The sequence below is a fragment of the Colwellia sp. BRX9-1 genome, assembly GCF_014077195.1.
Taxonomy (GTDB): Bacteria; Pseudomonadota; Gammaproteobacteria; order Enterobacterales; family Alteromonadaceae; genus Colwellia_A.
On sequence record NZ_JACGVM010000004.1, the window covers coordinates 153,414 to 173,652 of the forward strand.

The following is a 20,239-nucleotide window of genomic DNA, read 5'->3' on the forward strand; positions in this document are numbered from 1 at the left end:
ATAGATAATTTTTGTCTTTAGCCGTTTTTTCAAAAATAATGAAAGAGTAACCACTAAAATAAAAGGTGATCTGGTATTTAGCACTGAGCAAAATAAAGATCCTATTTTCAATAGACTTGCGTAAAACTAGCTAACCGCTTCATAACGAGTTAGCTATAACGTTATTACTTTTTACAAGGTGTATTTGAATGATAACTGCAGGTAGTCTGAGTCTTTATTGATTTCGTCCATAGAGAAGTTTCCAACTTCAACACCTACCGCTAATTCCTTAGTGAAATTGGTGAATAAGTTAACACTCCATTGGCTACGTTCAGCACCAGACACATCAGCTTCAGCATACCCATACATTGCTGTTGAACGTAAACTTTCATCCCAAAAATGACGGTAAGCCACAAGATAAGAAGTCGTATCTTCTATCTTGTCATTATTTAGATCTGGCGCAAACGCTAAACCGACATAACGCCCAAGTTCACCTTTGTGAACTTGAAAGCGTAAATCATCTTTACCAACCGTTTTAATACGACCGGCAATTGATACGCCAAAAGCACTTTCTGAGTTACCTAAAGAGGTTGTTAAGCTACGTGCCAAACCTGAAAAAGAGACGTTACCCCAATCACCTTTTAGGTTATATCGGGCAACAACATCAGGTTTATCATCTTGTGAAGCATCGCCCCCCCACGACTCAGGGTTTTCTATAGAAACTTGAAAGTTACCTTGGGTATAACGTATTTGGGTTTGACGAACGAAAACTATACCAATGGTGGCACCAGCAAAATCAGCGGTTTCGGCCAAAGCACTCGTATTCATGAACGTTGACCATGTTTGACCCGCTAATACGTTTTTATAACTGATAAAAGCATGACGAAGACGATTATGAGAAGAGTTTGACCAACGTTGATCACCCCCGCCCCCTAAAAAGTCCATTTCAAGAAAGCCCGTGACATCACCATGTGAATATTTAAGATTAAAGCGAGATTCATTAGCATTCATTTTAAATTGAGATTGACTATCGGTAAGCGGCGCTCCAGCTCCAACCCAAAAGTCTCGATACGCAACATCACCATCAACATAGCGAGCATCAACTTTAATATAGCCACCCAGAGTAACTTTATCAGTATCTGTTAGTTTAAATTCATAAGCTGCATTTGCTGAACCTGCAGCCAATGAACCCAATAAGGTGGCGAGTAATAGTTTTTTATTCTTCTGAATTTTCATTGACCAATTCCCCAAGTAATTTTTATAAGTGTTATGTGTCTGAAACAAATATCACTAAAAAAACAGCGAGTCACAATTGGCAATAAGTATTAACTCTAAAGTTGTAATACTTTAGTATTAAGTCTTTGGTATTAGTATCTTAGCTTTAATTGATTTACTGTGGAATTAGTTAAATAAAAGTCGGAATCAATTGATTTACCGTGAATAATTTGTAAATCTGCAAGCTCATCAAAATAAGATGACTTCTGAAGAATTAATGAGATTGATGTATGTTTCCAAATTGGCAATTAGTGATCACAAGTGTTGGTTATATTGGCTTACTTTTTATTATTGCCTTTTTAGGGGATCGTTATCGGCATAAAATAGCAACGAAATATCACACGATTGTTTATGCGCTATCGCTTGGGGTTTATTGTACATCTTGGGGTTTTTTGGGGACTGCAGGACAAACCGCTAATTATTCGTTTTCTTATCTTTCTGTTTATCTCGCCCCGATTTTATTATTCTTATTTGCTTGGCCCTTTATTCAACGGATGATTAAAGTCAGCTTACAATTAAATATCACGTCAATTGCTGATTTACTCGCTTCTCGATTTGGAAAATCACAACGTTTAGCCGTACTTGTCACGTTTGTTACCTTAATTGGCACCATACCTTATATCGCCTTACAGCTAAAAGCGATTGTGCATTCCTATACCATATTGCAAGAAGATCAATATTTATCTTTATGGCAACTTGGCTTAATTGTTAGCTTAATTTTAGCGGGCTTCACTATTATTTTTGGTATTAGAGCAATTGATGTTACTGAGCGTCACCCTGGGGTGATGATGGCAATAGCTTTCGAGTCTATTATTAAGCTGGTTGCTTTTTTATCAATTGGCCTTTTTGTTTCGTTTTACCTCTATGACTCACCGATTACCATTTGGACACTAGCCACAGAAAACGTTGAGCCAGCCCATCACTTTACGCTTTCAAAGTTTGTTTCTATGCTAGGTCTACTCGTTATTGGTCTGTCTGCTTTTTTATGTTTTCCAAGACAATTTCAAGTAATGGTCGTTGAACTTAAAGAGCAAGCTCATACTAAACTCAGCCGCTGGCTATTTCCTAGTTACGTAGCTATTTTTGCACTCTTTGCTATTCCAATTGGCTTATCCGGAAGATTGCTCTACGGAGACTCTCTTGATGCAGAAGCTTACGTATTATTTTTACCTGCTTATCAAGGTCAATTATGGTTGACATTATTTTCATTCCTTGGCGCGGTTTCAGCAGCCAGTTCTATGGTTATTATTTCGACCATAGCCTTAAGCACTATGCTCAGTAATGAAGTTGTTTTCCCTTTATTATTCAAACACTCGAACATTCAGCAAACTGACTTTAAAAAGTTCAAAGATAAATTACTAATGATACGTAAAGCATTGGTCTTATTTATTATCTTACTTTGCTACGGTATGTTTGTTGCTGCACCTCCTGGTACTTTAGCCTCCTTAGGCGAAGTATCTTTTGGTGCAATTGCACAAATAGGCCCACCACTTTTTGCCACGTTTTATTGGCGAAAAGTGAGTTTGCAGGCAGTATTATTCGCAATAACATCAGGGTTTATGATTTGGTTTTTCCTCAACCTATTACCCCAATTAGGCTTTTATGCTCATCCCTTTGCTGATGCGTCAATATCGAGTACCACCTTAGCCACGTTATTAGGGTTAACCATTAATGTAATTGTACTGATACTGGTCTCTAAAATTAGCCGAGCGACTATCCAAGAGCAATCTCAGATTGAACACTTTATTGAACGACCAAACATCAATGAGAGGCTTCATTTTAGCCATGGAAAAATAAACCAAAAAGAGTTGGCTTTGTTGTTAACAAGGTTTGTCGGTAGTGAAAAGTCTGCGCAGTGTTTTACTGAATTTAATAAAAAATATGATCCACTTAAAACAAATAAACAAATATATAACGAAGCACTAATTTTTCATATTGAAAATACCCTAGCTAAAGTTATGGGCTCAGCTTCAGCGCGCCTAGTGATCTCTTTTGCCATTACCGGTAAAGATATGGCTTTGGATGAAGTGGCAAAAATTGTTGAGGGTGCGTCAAGCCACCGTATTGAATTTAGTCGTAGCGTGTTATCGAGTGCGATAGAAAATACCAACGAAGGTATCTCCGTTATTGATAGCAAATTGAATATGGTCGCTTGGAATAAACCTTATCTAGCACTATTTAATTACCCTGAAGAGCTTATTTATATCGGTAGCCCTATCAAAGATCTAATTTACTTTAATCTTAAAAGTCGCCCTGAATACGCCCATTCGTTAAATCAGCAAGTTGAAAAGCGCTTACAGTTTTTTAGAGAAGGCAGTAAACACAGCGTTGAAAGAATACAACCCAATGGCAACATCATTCGTATTGAAGGAAACCCAATACCTGATGGTGGCTTTGTGATGATATTTACTGACATCACTGTTTATAAAAAAGCAGAGCAGTTACTTAAAGAGGAAAATCTTGATTTAGAAAGTTTAGTCTTAGAGCGAACCAAGAAATTAGAAGATGCTTATAAAAAATTGGAACAAGGAAATAAAGAACTTGCCATTGCAAGACAAAAAGCTGAACAAGCACATTTAAAAAAAAGCCAGTATCTTAAGGCTTGCAGCCATGATTTGATGCAACCTTTATCTGCGGCACGACTTTTTTCATCAACCTTAGCAATGAGTTCTCATTTAAGTAAAGAAGAAAAAGAAAGCGTGAACTATATCGATAACTCACTAAAAACAGCCAATAATCTCTTAAAGGATCTTAACGAAATAACCCGAATAGAAAGTGGCAATATTGTTCCTAATATAAACCACCTTTCACTTAATGATGTCTTTACGAGTATTGCTAGTGAGTTTTCACCCTTGGCTAAAAAACAAAGTATTGAGTTTCATTGGGTGCAAACGTCCTTGTGGATTAATAGTGATTCAAAATTATTACGAAGAGTTTTACAAAATTTATTATCTAATGCTTTTCGTTACGCGAGCCCTGGAAAAGTACTATTGGGCTGTAGACGAAAGGGAAAAAACATCATTATTCAAGTTATTGATAATGGGCCAGGTATTCCCTATAAGCAGCAGAAAACTGTTTTTGAACAATTTACTCAACTCGAAAGTAACCAGCATGTTGGTGTAAAAGGTTTAGGTTTAGGCCTTAATATTGCTCAAAGTTTAACTCAACTTTTATCGTCTCGCGTGCAGTTAAATTCTCAGCCCGAGCATGGCTGTAATTTCAGTTTATCATTTCCCATTGCTTCAGCAATAAAACAGCGTAATGCCAAAAAATCGCCTATTAAGCAAGTGTCATTAGAAGATGTCAATGTGTTATGTATTGATAATGATCCAGATGTGCTTAAGGGAATGAATAAATTATTGAGTGCTTGGAGATGCAATGTTTTTTGTGCAAAGAACACCAGAGAAGCTACTGTTATTTTTAAAAGATATCAAAGCAGTATTGACATTGTTTTGGTCGATTACCAATTAGATAATAATGAAGACGGTATTAGTTTGTTTAAGCAATTACAAAAAATAAAAAACTATCCGCTGCCCGCCATTTTAATTACAGCTACCACCGATAGTGATGTTTTAGAAAAAAGCCAAGCAGCAGGAATGAGTTACTTAAGAAAATTAATAAAACCTATTGCCTTAAGAGCCTTAATGAGTTCGCTTCTAACCAAGGCATTACAACAAAATTATTCTAATGATGCTGAAAATGACTGATGATTATTCTGATTGAGCATAATGACTGCTTGAGTCCGGCTTTTCACACCCAATTTCAAAAAAATTGAACTGGCATGCGATTTTACTGTAGCTTCTGAAAGTGAAAGCTGTGCAGCAATTTGTTTATTGAGTAAACCATCAGAAAACATTTTCAAGATACGGTTTTGTTGGTTGGTTAAACTGGCGATTTTCTTACCTATTTCTGAAATAGGTAAATTATTTTTATTTTCTTCAAGGTTTGGCGTCCAAAGACCTCCTGCCAAGATTATTTCCAGTGCTGCAAGCATTTGTGGTACATCAGTTGATTTAGGGATAAAACCAACCGCGCCGTGATCAATAGCTTTAGTAATAATATCTTTTTCTTCATAACCAGAGACTACTACCACAGCCATTTGAGGATAACGTTCACGCATAGTAATTAACGTATTAAAGCCTTGGGCTCCAGGTATATTAAGATCGAGTAATAATAAGCCAACGTCTTGATGTTCTGCTAAGGATCGCTCTAAATCATGAACATCTTCTGCTTCAAGTACATCAATATCGCTAAAATGAGCTGAAATCATCAACGTTAATGCTTGACGAAAAAGGGGATGGTCGTCAGCTATTATTATTTTTTCTGACTGGAACATAAAAATACCTCAAACAAAGTTGCTTACATTCTAACCCAATAAAAATTGTAACTCCAAAGGATACTGCGCAATAATATTTCTATTTATGCTTTTATTTTAAAATAGCCCTATTGCCGCTAAATATTGATACCTTGGTATAATAAAACCTGATTGAACACCTCCCAGCCATTCGCTAATTATTGACTAAGAATATAATTTAGCTTAGCATCCGCCAGTCTCTGTTTGTAAATTGAAGAATGCAGTAAAAATGAAAAACATTTGGCTTGGCTTTTTAATAGTACTATCGATTGCCTTGCAATCGTTTGTTGCTGTGGCTAATTCAGACAATAATCATCAGCTTGACGCTCAACATTTACAAACTGAACATTCTCATGAAGTTGACAATCAAGCGCGACTCAATGCAACCTCTGATACTGAGCATAACGTCAAAGACTGTCATCATTGTGGGCACTGTCAAGGTTCACACAGCCAATGGTTTTTAACAAAAAAATCAACTTCGACTGTCACTAAGCTATTAATTCCCAATCAATATTTTTATCTTATCGATATCAACATCAACTTTATAGAACAACTTATACGCCCCCCCATCGCTTAATTTAATTTTATAACAATTTTTCGCAACAAGTTTACTTAACACTAAATATTGAATTTAGTGTTGTTGCAACGTTTACCTTTAAATTAAGAGATAACAATGATCAACACCAATAAAAAGCCAAAGCCACTAAACCTACTGAGTGTTTTATTTTATGGTTTAACCACCTTAGCTATTCCTGCTCTTGCTGTCGAAATAACCGAAGACACGCACAAAGCAGGGGTTAGCTTTACCACGGCACAATTAACACTAGCAAATATTAAAGTATCGATGCTAACACCCAAGATTTTTGCACGACGTGTTTATGCCCCAGGAGAAATAAAAGCGAATGGTTACACCAGTTATATCGTCTCACCACGCACAGAGTCAGTGGTCATAAGTCGTCATGCGACCTTAGGTGAACATGTTGAAAAAGACCAACCATTAGTCACGTTATTTAGTGAATCTGTTGCTGCAGCACAAGCTAATTATCGGGTAACGTATAGTGAATGGCAACGGGCAAAAAAATTAACTAAGGGTACGTTAAGCGAGAGTCTTTTACTAAAAAGTGAAACTGATTACATCGCCGCTTTTAGCCGTTTGACCGCATTTGGGCTAACAAAAAACGCTATTGAAGATATTGTTAAAAACAATTCATCAAACTTAGGTGAATATACTTTAGTAGCGCAGCGCGCAGGAGCGGTATTAAGTGATGATTTTTCACAAGGACAGCGAGTCACACCCGGTGAACAAATTATGATTTTGGCTAACGAAGAAAGCTTATGGGTAGAGGCGCGTGTTTCACCCAACAAAAAACTAAACTTACCCGCGGGGACAAGGGCTGAAATAGAGTTTGCTGGCCAAACTTATCATGCCTTGGTTATTCAAGAAGCCCATACAATCGACCCAACAACCCGTACTAGAATTGTTAGGCTGTCTGTTGAAAATAAAGATGATTCATTACACTCAGGGATGTTTGTAGATGTTAACTTTCAATTTGACACGCAAACTGCCGTAATCGCAGTGCCCGAAACAGCGTTAATGCGTGGGGCTGATGGCGATTGGACTGTCTTTGTTGAAGACCATCCGGGTGAATTTGAGGCTGTTGAAGTTGAATTAGGTCAGCCTTTAGGCAATTACCGTCAAATCATCGGTATTGCCGCCAACACAAGAGTGGTTACCCAAGGTGCCTTTTTTGTGGCTTCAGAAATAGCGAAAAGTGGATTTGATCCACACGGCCACTAATGAGGAATAACACGATGTTAAATAAAATGATTGATTGGTCGATAGATAATCGGCTACTGGTGGTTATTGCACTCATCACCACTATGGCAGCCGCTATTATTGCCATTCCAAATTTAAATCTAGATGCATTTCCTGATGTCACTAATGTTCAAGTAGCGATAAATACCGAAGCACCTGGCTTAGCCGCTGAAGAAGTAGAGCAACTCATCACCTACCCGATTGAAGCGGTGATGTATGCCTTGCCTGATGTTGAACAAGTACGGTCAATATCAAAAACGGGACTATCTGGCGTTACTGTGGTTTTCAAAGAAGGCACCGATATATATTTTGCTCGTCAATTAGTTTTTGAGCGGCTACAAGCGGCAAAAGCACTAATCCCTCAAGGCGTTGGTTCACCTGCAATGGGGCCTAATACCTCAGGCTTAGGTCAGGTCTTTCAGTACTTACTCATTGCTGACAAAGAGGCGGGTTATAACTCAATGACCTTAAGAAGTTTAAATGATTGGCTAGTGAAATTATTGGTTATGCCAGTAGATGGCGTAACTGATGTTTTATCTTTTGGTGGTAGTGTTCGCCAATATCAAGTCAACATTGAACCCAGTAAATTACTTTCTTATCAGTTAAGCCAAGATGACATAGTTACCGCACTTGAAAACAACAATGCCAATGTGGGTGGTTGGTATATGAATAGAGGACAAGAGCAATTAGTTATACGAGGCACAGGTTGGTTTAATAGTGGTGAAGCGGGATTAGCAGACATTAAGCAGGTGCCAGTGAAAACCGTGTCTGGCACGGTAGTCACTATCGCAGATCTCGCCAAAGTAACTTTGGGGAGTGAAATTCGTCAAGGCGCGGCGACCATGACACGCAGAACCAAAAATGGCGAAGTTGAACGCTTGGGAGAAGTCGTTTCAGGTATCGTATTAAAGCGTATTGGCGCAAATACCAAGGCCACCATTGACGGAATTAACGCTCGAATACCCATGATTAATCAAGCCCTACCCAAAGGTGTGCGCTTTGAGCCTTTCTATGACCAAGCCGATTTAATTACTCAAGCGGTTAATACTGTTGTTGAAGCACTTGCCTTAGCTTTTATATTTATTGCGGTGATACTCGCCTTATTTTTAATGAATTTAACCGCAACATTTTTGGTGTTAATTTCGATACCTATCTCGGTCGCTATTGCGCTAATGGTAATGTCTTGGCTAGGGTTATCAGCTAATTTAATGTCATTAGGCGGGATTGCGGTCGCAATAGGTATGTTAGTTGATGGCTCGGTGGTGATGGTTGAAAATATCTTTAAACATTTACACCACTCTAGCGATCCCAACCATAAAAATAGCCAGCAACAAGATATCCCACTACAGCTAAAGGCTGCAGGAAAAGAAGTTGCTCGCCCGGTATTTTTTGCCGCAGCCATTATTTTGGTGGTCTTTACGCCACTCTTTAGTTTTGAAGGGGTTGAAGCTAAACTTTTTCAACCTATGGCTATTAGCATTATTTTAGCCGTAATATCTGCCATCCTAGTAGCACTTTTTGTAGTGCCGGCACTAGCAACGTTTATGTTTAACAAAGGTGTAAAAGAAAGGGAAAGTTTTATATTAACGCCTTTAGATAAGCTCTATCGAACAAGTCTTAAAGCCGCGATGAAACGCCCTAAGCTTGTGGTGTTTACTTGCATATCATTACTGGTTGCAGCTATATCATTGGTCCCCCAAATAGGCACAGAGTTTGTACCTGAACTTGAAGAAGGCACCATTAACTTAAGGGTCACTTTAGCGCCATCATCGAGTTTGGAAACAGCGTTAGCAGTAGCGCCTATTCTTGAAGAAAAGTTAATGGCGTTTCCTGAGGTAACCTACGCACTCAGCCGCATTGGCCGGGCTGAAATCGGTGGCGATCCTGAGCCCGTTAATAACATTGAAATATACCTAGGATTAAAGCCAATATCACAATGGCATAGTGCTAAAAGTCGCATCGAATTGCAAACGTTAATGGCAGAGGACCTTGAACAATTTCCTGGCTTACTGCTTAATTTTTCACAGCCAATTGCGACCCGTGTTGATGAATTACTGTCTGGGGTCAAAGCGCAACTGGCTATTAAATTATTCGGTCCAGAATTGTCCGTACTCGCCAGTAAAGGCGAAGAAATTGCAGCGGCGATAAAAGAGGTGAAAGGCGCGCGCGATGTCGCCTTAGAGCAAATAGCAGGAGAAGCCCAATTAGTCATAGAGCCAAAAAGACAGCAACTTTCTCGTTTTGGTTTGTCGGTTGGCGATGTTATGGATGTCATTAAAGATGGCATTGGCGGGGTGAGTGCTGGGCAGATAATTAACGGTAATGAGCGCTATGATATTTATGTCAGATTAGAAGAAAAATATCGTAACAGTCCAGAAGCCATTGCAGACCTTCGTTTACAATCGCCAACAGGTGCTTGGGTCCGTTTAGGAGATATCGCCACCATCACCTTTGAGTCAGGCCCGCCACAGGTACGTAGAGATAATGTTCAACGCCGAGTCGTTATTCAAGCAAATGTACAAGATAGAGATATGGGCAGTGTTGTTGCTGATATTCGTGAAATAATTGCCAGCACAGTAGACTTACCCTCAGGTTATTCTGTGGTTATTGGTGGTCAATTTGAGAATCAACAACGTGCGCAACAGAGGCTATTACTGGTGGTGCCACTCTCATTGGCATTAATTGCTTTGTTACTTTATTTTGCTTTTGGCTCGTTGGGTCAGGCAATGTTAATTTTGGTTAATGTACCGTTAGCGATTATTGGCGGTGTATTCTCGCTTTATCTTAGCGAACAATATTTATCTGTGCCGAGCTCTATTGGTTTTATTACGTTGTTTGGTGTTGCTGTGCTCAATGGCGTTGTTATGGTTGAGCGGATAAACCAGCATATTAGAGAAGGCTTATCAACGTCACAAGCAGTTTTCGACGGTGCGACATCGCGACTACGTCCAGTGTTAATGACCGCGATGACTTCCGCTTTGGGGTTGATCCCGATGATGATGTCTAATGGCGTGGGTGCAGAAATACAACGCCCCCTCGCGAGTGTTATTGTTGGCGGATTAGTCACCGCAACTTTTTTAACCTTATTTGTCTTACCTGTTTTATATAATTTTTTCTCTGCGGCGAAAATTAAACAACTGATAAAAGATTAATCTTATAAAACCCCTGAACAAAAATTGTTGAGGGGTTTTTAGTTAAATTAACAGCCAATATGCTTAATCGATAAGACTATAAATTAGCGGTTATAAAACCAAGAATCACCTAGGTTTACTAATCAAATTTGTAGTCACTATTATTGATCAAATAATGTTTAAATTCTGCTAATGGTAAAGCTTTTGTGTAATACCAACCTTGACCAAATTTAATATCCATTTTCAGTAATTCGTCTACTTGTAATCTATTTTCAATACCTTCTGCAATAATACTCGCGCCTAACTTATCCGCTATTGAAACAATATTTGGTATTAGGGTTGATCTAATTGAGCCTGTCTCAACTTCATCAATAAATGACTTATCAACTTTTAAGGTATCAATATCTAACAGCTTTAATTGAGATAGATTAGAGTAACCGGTGCCAAAATCATCAATAGAAATTTTAATACGACTTTTTGACAGTACTTCTAAGGTATTGCCCACTTTACTGTAATGTAACTCTTCATCTTCTGTTACCTCAAAGCAAACTTCAAGATTCGGTGTTATATTTTTAAACAGTTCGACTCCTTTGAGGATATTACCGTTATTGATATCTTTAGGATAAACATTAATGGAAAGATAAAAGGGTTCATTGATAATCTTAATATCTTTAAAATCGTCAATGGCTTGCAAGATAAGGTCTTCCGTCATCGACCAAGACATATCTAATTCAGCCACCACTGAAATAAATTGATCAGGGTAAAGCGGACCAATATGGTCTTCAAATCGAGCCAGTAATTCACAGCCAATAACCTTACCCGTTTGTAACTCAACAATAGCCTGATAATGTGGCTTAATACTTTTAAAAGATAAGGCTAATTTTATTCTTCTTTTGGTACTATAAATGTAACTATAAATCGATTGATAAGCATGTAAAGTTGCCACACCTGAAATCAAAGAAATAAACATTAAAATTAATAAAACAGGTGCAAGTTGGAATTCTGAAAAGTTTTTTTGCACAATAGCCACACAGATTAATCCTTTAGGGCCACAAAATTCAAAAGAGTGCGATAGTAATCCTGAGCTAAAATAAGGCTGACTACTTGTTGATTTTTTTTGATATATTCCAGGTTCACCAAAAAGATGAATAATTTCTTCACCTTTGAGTGCTAGCAGTTCATAGTTTTTAAATTTTCTGTGTTCATACAAAACACCTTGAAATGATGCGACTAAATTATAATTGTCCTTACGAATAACAATACCTTGTACCTTTCTATCGAAAGTGATCAACTTATGGTTAAACCAGAATTCATGGCCGTCCAGCATAAAGTCATAGCTAGGTCCCTTGATGGGTGTTTTTAAGATGCCAATTCCTGTGGTACAGGTCAATACGCCATTTTCGAGGAAGCCTATGTCCCTAATGTCATTTGATTCAAATTGAGATTTTCGCATTGCTAATAAATTTTCATCAGAGCAATAAGTAAAGTTTTGGTTATTTAATGACTCAATAACATCATATCCATAAGCTGTGGTATCCATTAAATCGCTAAGTATATATTCTCCTTGCTCTAAAAGCTGACTTTTTAAAATGTAGGAGTAGCTATAAAATATCAGCGTTAAACTAAAAATTATCCCACTTAAAAATGCCAAATACTTGGTAATTGAACCCATTCTTTGCATATACACAGCCCCAACTCAATTTATAACGTAATGATAATAATCATTTTAATATTTAGTTATAGGTCAATTTTTATGATAATACTAGCGCTCAAGTGATTAGTCATCGCTATAATTGCCTCTTGGCAAGTCAGTAGGTATTTTTAATCAATTGAGGCTTCTTTGTGGCGAGCACTTCATTAAGATATTAGCCTATTAATGAAGTATTACAGATTAGTAGCGTAAAATTAAAGTGCTTAATTGATACTGGTTAACGGTATTGCTAAATAGCCCCACAAAAGAATGCCTGTTACGGTGGTGTTCACTCTGCTAATAACAGAGTTGTAAACGTTAGCAATCATGTTACGCTTTGGGTTTGAAGTGAGCTGAAAAATCAAGTAATTGCTCGGCTGGTTTTGGTCGGCTAAAATAATATCCTTGCACTAAATCACAATTTAACTCTGCTAGTAAAGCAAGCTGTGACTGAGTTTCAACGCCTTCGGCAACAACAGTCATACCTAAGCTATGTGCCATAACAATAATAGTTTTAACTAACTGACAATCAGCCTTATTTATTGTGATCCCTTGAATAAAGCTTCTATCTATTTTGAGCACATCAAAGGCATATTCTCTTAAATAACTTAATGATGAATACCCAGTACCGAAATCGTCCATTGATAGTTTTATACCCAGTCTTTCAACTTCAATCAAGGCGTCATGAATATAAGATTGACCACTCATTAACACCCCTTCAGTAATTTCAATTTCCAAACTGCTCGCATTAATCACTTCCTCATCAAGACAGTTTTTAATCAAAGTGAGTAACTCAACATCTCTAAATTGCCGAGGCGATATATTCACAGCCATAGTGTATGTTTTATGATCTTGTTTTTGCCATACATTTAAAAAGCTTAATGCTTGTTTAATAACAAACCGCCCAATCGGCACAATAAGACCGGTGTGTTCGGCAATAGGAATAAATTCAACTGGCGCGATATTACCTAAAACAGAATTATGCCATCGCAACAGTGCTTCAACACCAATAACATGGCCACTTTTGACATCTAATTGAGGCTGATAATATAGCTCAAATTCATTACGTTCTAGTGCGCCATGCATTTGTTCTTCAATTTCAAAACGGCGCAACATCACAATATTCATTTCTTTAGTAAAAAATGAATACGTATTGCGACCTAAAGATTTTGCTTCATACATTGCCGTGTCAGCATTACGCAGTAGATCAGAGCTAGAACAGCCATTTTCAGGGTATACAACAACACCAATACTTAAGGTAAGTATTAATTCTCTGCTATCAATATTAAAAGGTTCTCTAAAGGCTTGGAGTAAATTTTCAGCAATAATTGTTGCATCATGATGGCAGGTAATTCCGCGTAACAGTACAATAAATTCATCCCCTCCTAAGCGGCCAACCGTATCTTCTTTTCGAACAACGTTATTTAAGCGCTTTGCCGATTTGATCAGTATTTTATCCCCCATCTCATGACCCAATGAGTCATTAACTTTCTTGAAATCGTCTAAATCAAGAAAAAGGACGGCTATTTGCTCATTATTTCTTTCGGCTTCAATCAGCATTTGTGATAAACGGTCGAGTGATAAAAACCGGTTAGGTAATAAAGTTAAGGTATCAAAATAAGCTTGGTTGCGAATTATTTCAGCAGACTTGTACTGTTCGCTAATATCCCGAATAATAGTTACTATTTGGTTATATTTTGCCAAATAGCTCATTCTAGCTTCAAAATATGCTAATCCATAAGGCATATTTAGCTCATATTCGAAAGTTATCATCTCTTCTTGCTGTTGTATTTTAGCCAAATGAGTTTCAAATTTTTTAACGACCTCACTAGGTAAGACATCAGTCATACGTTGGCCAATAAAGTGCGCGGGTGAAACGTAAAGTTTTTTTTGTTCGCTTGCACGATAATCGATAATGGTCCCATCGACTTCCATTAAGAAGAATAAATCAGGGATAGCATCAATAATGGTTTTAAGCATATGGTCTTTGAATAGCGCTTGCGACTGTGCATACTTAACATCAGCTAAATTGACATCAATACAGTACATTTGTTTTTTATTATATTGATTAGTAAACATGACATGACTTGAAAGGACATTAATATCATTGCCATTTTTATGAGACAAGATGATCTCTGCAGTAGGAATTTTTATATCTTTGTTTATCCAATCATTGTGTGCCGCAACAACTGAATCACGCATAGCGGCGGGGATAATTAAGTCTTCTAATTTTTGTCCGCGAGCTTCTTGCTGGGTAAAACCGTAAAGTAATTCACTACCTATATTCCAATAAATGACCCGCCGATTTTCATCATATCCTTGCACAGAAACAACATTCACTGCATCAAATAATTGGTGCAGTGAATCATTAGTCACGTATTGTTGGGGCGCTATTGTGTTAACATTTTTTGATATCATATTTAGCTAAATCCAAAAGTTCCTTCTATTTTATAATAGACGTCAACTGTCGATTTGACAGCTAAAACATAATTAAATTTGAGCGCTATCAAGGTATTAATAGCTATATAATATTAGAACAACAGTTTATTTATAGCAAAGTCCGCTAGGATTAAAATTATTCAAAAGTAACCTTAGGGTAAGTCTGAAATATTAAGAAGATGTTTAACTGGTAAGAGAAAAAGCATGTCGATAAATAAACGATTTCTTGTGGTTATTTATCTCCCCTAAAATTGGGCGGTTAAGCGTAAAGTAAAGATGAGTAAATCACTTACTGATTTGTCTCCAGAAGGTGATGAAATAAATTGAAGATCAGGTTTGATATTTATTTTGTCATTTATTGGAAATAGATAAAATAACTCAGTAACTTGCTCACTATCCGCTCCAACAACATCCGCTTGGGTGAACCCTAGGCCCAAGGTATCTTCTTCACTGAAAAGTCCTCGGTATTTAACACCAAGACTAAAATGCTGATCTACAGCAACGACTTTTTTCTTTGCTTGTCCCCATTGCATAAAAGCACTAACTTTTTCATTAAAATAATGATCAGCAACGATATAGATATCTGTTGAGCTTGCTGATATTCGATCGCCATTTTCAAGATATGAATGATTCCAAGCACCCAATTTCACCGAACTATGACCTTGATAGTGCCACTGCACTTCGGCAATAGAGAAAAAATCATCAAAGTGATTATACTTAGCACTACTTTCGTAAAAACCAAGTCGAGTTGTTATCGCTGAATTTAATTTATATTGGCTATAAATACCTATACTTGGCTGAGGATAGGTGGGAAGACCTTGAATTGTTGGACTCACCCCCATAGAAGAGTTAATAAATTCCAGACCATATTCTGTGAAGGCAAAATCACTATTGGCGTCCATCTGTCCTAGCTTAATAAATAATTTTTTGTTGAGTTTTACCGCAAAAATAACTTCATATGCATGGTTAAAGTCTTGTTCATCAATATTACTAAACCCTTGAATATCAATAGCAATATCAGAACCTTGTTCACCACGTTGTACAGCATACCCTACTGAAATATAACTTTGCTTGCCAATAAGGTTAGTTAGGTTTGTTTCAAAGCCAACATTGAGCAGACCGCGTATTACATTTTTAGAAAAAGTATTATTATCAATAAAAGAACTGTCGACAGTAATATCTGCATTAAATATAGTTTCTAACGCTTCAACCTCGGTTGTAGCAATTGTAATAAAAAAGAGTGTTATTGAAGAAATTTTATTTAACGTTTTTTTTAGCACAGTTCTGATACTCGTATTTTAAACAGACTTACATTAATTTTTTAAATTATACACAAATTAACTAATGGGTAACGTGCAATTAATGAAACGACTAGCGAAACTATACCTTTATCTAAATAACGATCTAACGCTATATGGCAGTTAAAAAGGTAAAATTACTGTTTAGATCAAGCAAGTTATAGTACATAGTTGCAATATATAGAAAATTTGCTAAGGTTTTCTTGGTGTTTATTCGTAGTGCCATTGAATTAACTTAAGGTGCGCTGCAACTCATTGTTTGTTAAAAAAGCTGTTAACCCTATTACTACAAATAAGTCATCAGATTAAAAACTATAGTAACAAGCTTGACCGAAAAATCCTGTTATTATCAGGGACAACGTAATTTCGTACTTAGCCACTTTTACTGTAGTAATTAAGTAAATATAACCCAGTATTTCTGATGATAGATAACGAGACGTATTATTGCTATTTATAAGTTATTTTTAGGACAATTAATTAATAAAATCATTCTATTGATTTTATTGGCTAATATTTTTTTTGTTTCACTGCCTGCTCTCGCTCAACAATATCGTTTTACGTTACTCAATGTTCAAGATGGCCTTCCTTCACTTAATATCAATCAAACATTCCAGCAAAGCAATGGCTTTATTTGGCTGGCAACAGATGCTGGAGTTAGTCGCTTTGATGGTAAAGCATTTGAGCATTACAAGTTCTCTCCAGGTAGCCCACGGCACATAAGCCACAATTTTATTACTAACATAGTAGAAGACAATGACGGTAATATTTGGTTAACAAGCGAACATGGGCTAAATAAAATTCGTCCTGATGGTAGTGTTGTCATTTACTTACAAGATGCTAAAAATCCTAATAGTTTATATTCAAACTGGACTGTATCTCTGCATGTTAATCATCAAAACGAGTTATGGATTGGCACAGGTAGCGGACTAAACCTATACAATAAAATAAAGGATAACTTTCAATTTATACCTTACTTTTCAAATGGTAATAAGTACCTTGTTACTATTTACGCTATGGTAGAAGATAAACTGGGACAGATATATACGATAACATCTAACGGTCTCGCTTTATTAAATAGAGAGCAAATGATTTTACAAGCAGTAGTGACCGATAATGCCGAGCACACAACACTTCTTGGTAAAGTAACGATGACTGCCGTTACTGATAACCAAGGCATACTTTGGATGGGTAGTGAAGCAGACGGTCTTATTTCATACAACCCTAAGACGAAAGCGGTTAAAAACTTTAAGCATACGCCAAATAATATTAATAGCCTTGCCGATAACAGCATTTATGCTTTGTCTTTGAGCGAGCAAGGTGATTTGTGGATTGGCCATGCCTATAAAGGAATAACAATATTTACACCACAAACGAATACTTATCAACATATTAAAAATCAACCCTTTTCTCTTTCAAGCCTTCCTTCTAATATGATCACCCACATATTTTTTGATCGTTCAGGCATGGCATGGATCTCAACCGACAATGGTATAGCCACCTATAGTCCATATACGAGCGCAAGCTATATATACCCTAGAAAAGCTGACAACAAAGGTCTTTCAAGTAATTTAATTAACCACATAGTCATCGATAAAAATATAGCATGGTTAGCCACCGGACAAGGGCTTAATACCCTCGACTTAGAGACCAGTGAAATTAGCCATATAAATTTAGATGGCCTGACTCAATATCAATTTTCTCATGATAGCATTTGGAATATTTCTCTCATAAATAATGAACTCATGTGGTTATCATCTGATCAAGGTATTAGCTTATTCAATCATCAAGCCAATACATTAAATCACTTTGATAATGCTAATGGCAATTCACAAGGCTTTCCAAGTAACGAATTTTATACACTCACCCAAGATAAAAACAATGAGATGGCTATATGGATAACAGGCTATATAAACGTTGGATTACTATTGTTTGATCAAGAAAAGGGCATCAATAAACAATTTCTCAATACCGAAAATAATAAATATTACGATGAAGGGAATTTTACCTATCAAACGCTTATCGACGATAATGGCGCTATGTGGATGGGAACCACTGACGGTATATTTAAAGTCGACCTTAACACTGGCGCATCAACCCAATACAATCTTGGTATTAACGGCGCAAATGTCAGGGTCAGTGGCATAATTCGTCTAGCATCTGGAGATATTTGGGCAAGCACACAAGGCGGTGGGCTGGTTCGTTTATCTTTTTCGGGGCCTGATAAACGCACTGTTAATATTAAAACAATGACCAAAAAAAATGACCTGTTCAACGGTCAATTAAAATCAGTTATCGCTCAAGGAGAGAGTCGACTTTGGTTTACTACCAGCAATGAACTCTACATGTATAACATTTATACTCAGCAAGTAACTCAGTATAAGTCTTTACTCTTGGACAAAAATTTTAACTTCATTGAAGCGGCTATTGCCATCGTTGATAACACCTTACTATTAGGGACCAACAAAGGCTTAATTCGTGTTGAAACAGATAAGTTATCGCAAAATAACTTTAACCCCCCGATCCAAATAACTGAGATCCTAGTTGCCAATAAGAGCACGGTAATAGTCAGTGATAAAACATTTTCTGAAAGCTTGGTTCTCGATGGTGAAAACCCCAATATTCAAATTTATTTTGCTTCGCTTGATTATACAGCACCTAAAAACAACCATTACCGATATCAGCTTAAAGGTTTTGATAGTGATTGGGTTTACAGTGAGAATACTAATTTTGTTCAATACACTAATTTAGATCCGGGCAGTTATCAGTTTGTTGTCCAAGGAACAAACAGTGATGGCGTATGGAGTCGAGATCAATCGACAATGATGATCAAAGTTGCCATGCCCATTTGGTACTACCTCTTTATGGTGTTATCACTTATTACGCTTGCAGTTTCAATTCGTTATATCATGTTTAAAAAACAAAAGTTGATAGAGCTGCATCAACGAGCAAACTACGACGCCTTAACAGGATTGGCTAATCGCTATTATTTAAACCAAAAATTAAACGAATTAGTTGCTAAAAAGGACAGTTATTTTGCCATTGTCTTTGTAGATATCGACCATTTTAAAGAAGTTAACGATACCTTGGGCCACGACGCAGGTGATCAGTTGATTATTCAAATAGGTAAACGATTGCAATCATGCTTAAGAGCTCACGACCTTTTAGCTCGTTTAGGAGGTGACGAATTTGCCATTATCATTATTATCTCCCCTGATGATGATGGCCTTGCGCATATAGTTGAAAGAATGCACAAAAGTATTAGTGCTTTGTATCATATTGATGATCAACGGGTTAAAAGTTCAGCAAGTATTGGTGTCGCCAAATTTCCTCATGACGGAAATGACAGTAAAACGTTACTTAAAAATGCCGATATTGCCATGTATGCAGCTAAAAATTCAGGTAGAAATAACGTTAACTATTACAGCCCGATTTTAAGTGAAAAAATGTTAGAAAAGTTTGAAATTCGCAATGCCTCAACACCAGAGTAACTTGAACCTTATTGTTTCTATAGTAGTGAATTAATTGTCTTGCATCTTTATTTTCATACTTATTAGACTGGTCTTCTTAGCGGTATTCTAGAATAAATGATTATTTAACGATCGTTAAGCCATTTAAAAATAGCAGCACGTTGTTAGCTAAATTTGATGATGACGTTATTATAACGTAGTGGTGATATACACTATATTTAAGAGATTATTATAGGTGAATATTGTTGAACAATGACATCTTGCGTTGCAGTGAGTCTATATCGCAATAATGCCCAAATATGTCAGCTAACAAATTAAAACGACTCCTAAAGGAGTGGTTATGTATGACTAAGATACTTGTTTATGCTTTTTTACCTTGCGCTTTAATTGCTAAACCGAAAAGTGCAAGAGCGAATAACCACAGCCTTGCAAGCTCGGGAACTTCAGTGACGGCAAGACCATCAGCAGAAGTTCTGAGCTCGCCATTGGTACAATCTTTTTTACCAATAACAGTATCAGCACCAATTCAATAAAGTTACTTGCTGAATAAGCGCCGCCAAGTCTACTTTTTGTATTGGTTGGAGCCAAGTGACAAAAACTTTAGAGTTATTACTTTAAATATTTAAAGCTATAAATTGTATTTATGTGTTAACTTAAAATCAGTTATTCAGATTTACACGTCAAACCATTGAATAAATTATCATAAATCGGGCAAAGTCATTGGCACTAACAAGGCTGTATTGACTTTTCTCAGGGTAAAAAGAAGTGGCAGCGTTAATCATAATACCTT

At 36.8% G+C, this 20,239-nt stretch carries 11 protein-coding genes; 6 read left to right on the top strand and 5 right to left on the bottom strand.

Annotated features, from left to right (window positions below; genetic code table 11):
* Positions 1 to 171 precede the first annotated feature (171 nt).
* A complete protein-coding gene (locus tag H4J76_RS06285; protein ID WP_182216625.1) occupies positions 172 to 1,215 on the bottom strand; it encodes a DcaP family trimeric outer membrane transporter in 1,044 nt (347 codons plus the stop codon).
* A 269-nt stretch (positions 1,216 to 1,484) separates the two neighbouring features.
* Between H4J76_RS06285 and H4J76_RS06290 the strand changes: the two genes are divergently transcribed.
* Positions 1,485 to 4,961, top strand: a complete 3,477-nt coding sequence (locus tag H4J76_RS06290; RefSeq protein ID WP_182216623.1) for a PAS-domain containing protein — start codon at positions 1,485 to 1,487, stop codon at positions 4,959 to 4,961.
* Here the strand turns inward: H4J76_RS06290 and H4J76_RS06295 are convergent.
* A complete protein-coding gene (locus H4J76_RS06295) occupies positions 4,934 to 5,590 on the bottom strand; it encodes a response regulator transcription factor (protein WP_182216621.1) in 657 nt (218 codons plus the stop codon). The two genes, H4J76_RS06290 and H4J76_RS06295, sit on opposite strands and share 28 nt — an antisense overlap.
* 247 nt (positions 5,591 to 5,837) lie before the next feature.
* On the opposite strand from H4J76_RS06295, the gene H4J76_RS06300 reads away from it, so the two are divergent.
* The 3 genes from H4J76_RS06300 to H4J76_RS06310 all read left to right on the top strand — a co-directional run bounded on the left by H4J76_RS06300 (position 5,838) and on the right by H4J76_RS06310 (position 10,576).
* Positions 5,838 to 6,185, top strand: coding sequence for a DUF2946 domain-containing protein (locus H4J76_RS06300; RefSeq protein WP_182216620.1), 348 nt, complete (start codon positions 5,838 to 5,840; stop codon positions 6,183 to 6,185).
* Positions 6,186 to 6,281: 96 nt separating this feature from the next.
* Complete coding sequence (locus tag H4J76_RS06305; protein WP_182216618.1) at positions 6,282 to 7,406, top strand: efflux RND transporter periplasmic adaptor subunit; 1,125 nt, start codon at positions 6,282 to 6,284, stop codon at positions 7,404 to 7,406.
* A 14-nt stretch (positions 7,407 to 7,420) separates the two neighbouring features.
* Positions 7,421 to 10,576 (top strand): efflux RND transporter permease subunit, encoded by a 3,156-nt coding sequence (locus H4J76_RS06310; RefSeq protein WP_182216616.1) that lies wholly within the window; start codon positions 7,421 to 7,423, stop codon positions 10,574 to 10,576.
* A 118-nt stretch (positions 10,577 to 10,694) separates the two neighbouring features.
* Here the strand turns inward: H4J76_RS06310 and H4J76_RS06315 are convergent, their stop codons facing one another.
* The 3 genes from H4J76_RS06315 to H4J76_RS06325 all read right to left on the bottom strand — a co-directional run bounded on the left by H4J76_RS06315 (position 10,695) and on the right by H4J76_RS06325 (position 15,964).
* Positions 10,695 to 12,095, bottom strand: coding sequence for an EAL domain-containing protein (locus H4J76_RS06315; RefSeq protein WP_182230274.1), 1,401 nt, complete (start codon positions 12,093 to 12,095; stop codon positions 10,695 to 10,697).
* A 480-nt stretch (positions 12,096 to 12,575) separates the two neighbouring features.
* Positions 12,576 to 14,663 (bottom strand): EAL domain-containing protein, encoded by a 2,088-nt coding sequence (locus H4J76_RS06320; protein ID WP_182230275.1) that lies wholly within the window; start codon positions 14,661 to 14,663, stop codon positions 12,576 to 12,578.
* 266 nt (positions 14,664 to 14,929) lie between these two features.
* Positions 14,930 to 15,964, bottom strand: a complete 1,035-nt coding sequence (locus tag H4J76_RS06325) for a carbohydrate porin (protein ID WP_182230276.1) — start codon at positions 15,962 to 15,964, stop codon at positions 14,930 to 14,932.
* 521 nt (positions 15,965 to 16,485) lie between these two features.
* On the opposite strand from H4J76_RS06325, the gene H4J76_RS06330 reads away from it, so the two are divergent.
* Both H4J76_RS06330 and H4J76_RS06335 read left to right on the top strand, forming a co-directional pair.
* Positions 16,486 to 19,470 carry a diguanylate cyclase domain-containing protein gene (locus H4J76_RS06330; protein ID WP_182230277.1) on the top strand — a complete coding sequence of 995 codons (2,985 nt, stop codon included), beginning with the start codon at positions 16,486 to 16,488 and terminating at the stop codon, positions 19,468 to 19,470.
* A gap of 323 nt (positions 19,471 to 19,793) precedes the next feature.
* Complete coding sequence (locus H4J76_RS06335) at positions 19,794 to 19,982, top strand: hypothetical protein (RefSeq protein ID WP_182218724.1); 189 nt, start codon at positions 19,794 to 19,796, stop codon at positions 19,980 to 19,982.
* Positions 19,983 to 20,239 lie beyond the last annotated feature (257 nt).

Coding starts and splice junctions, on each gene's coding strand:
- H4J76_RS06305 (WP_182216618.1), top strand. CDS start 6,282: ATGATCAACACCAATAAAAAGCCAAAGCCACTAAACCTACTGAGTGTT.
- H4J76_RS06310 (WP_182216616.1), top strand. CDS start 7,421: ATGTTAAATAAAATGATTGATTGGTCGATAGATAATCGGCTACTGGTG.
- H4J76_RS06335 (WP_182218724.1), top strand. CDS start 19,794: ATGACTAAGATACTTGTTTATGCTTTTTTACCTTGCGCTTTAATTGCT.
- H4J76_RS06315 (WP_182230274.1), bottom strand. CDS start 12,095: ATGGATACCACAGCTTATGGATATGATGTTATTGAGTCATTAAATAAC.
- H4J76_RS06295 (WP_182216621.1), bottom strand. CDS start 5,590: ATGTTCCAGTCAGAAAAAATAATAATAGCTGACGACCATCCCCTTTTT.
- H4J76_RS06300 (WP_182216620.1), top strand. CDS start 5,838: ATGAAAAACATTTGGCTTGGCTTTTTAATAGTACTATCGATTGCCTTG.
- H4J76_RS06320 (WP_182230275.1), bottom strand. CDS start 14,663: ATGATATCAAAAAATGTTAACACAATAGCGCCCCAACAATACGTGACT.
- H4J76_RS06285 (WP_182216625.1), bottom strand. CDS start 1,215: ATGAAAATTCAGAAGAATAAAAAACTATTACTCGCCACCTTATTGGGT.
- H4J76_RS06290 (WP_182216623.1), top strand. CDS start 1,485: ATGTTTCCAAATTGGCAATTAGTGATCACAAGTGTTGGTTATATTGGC.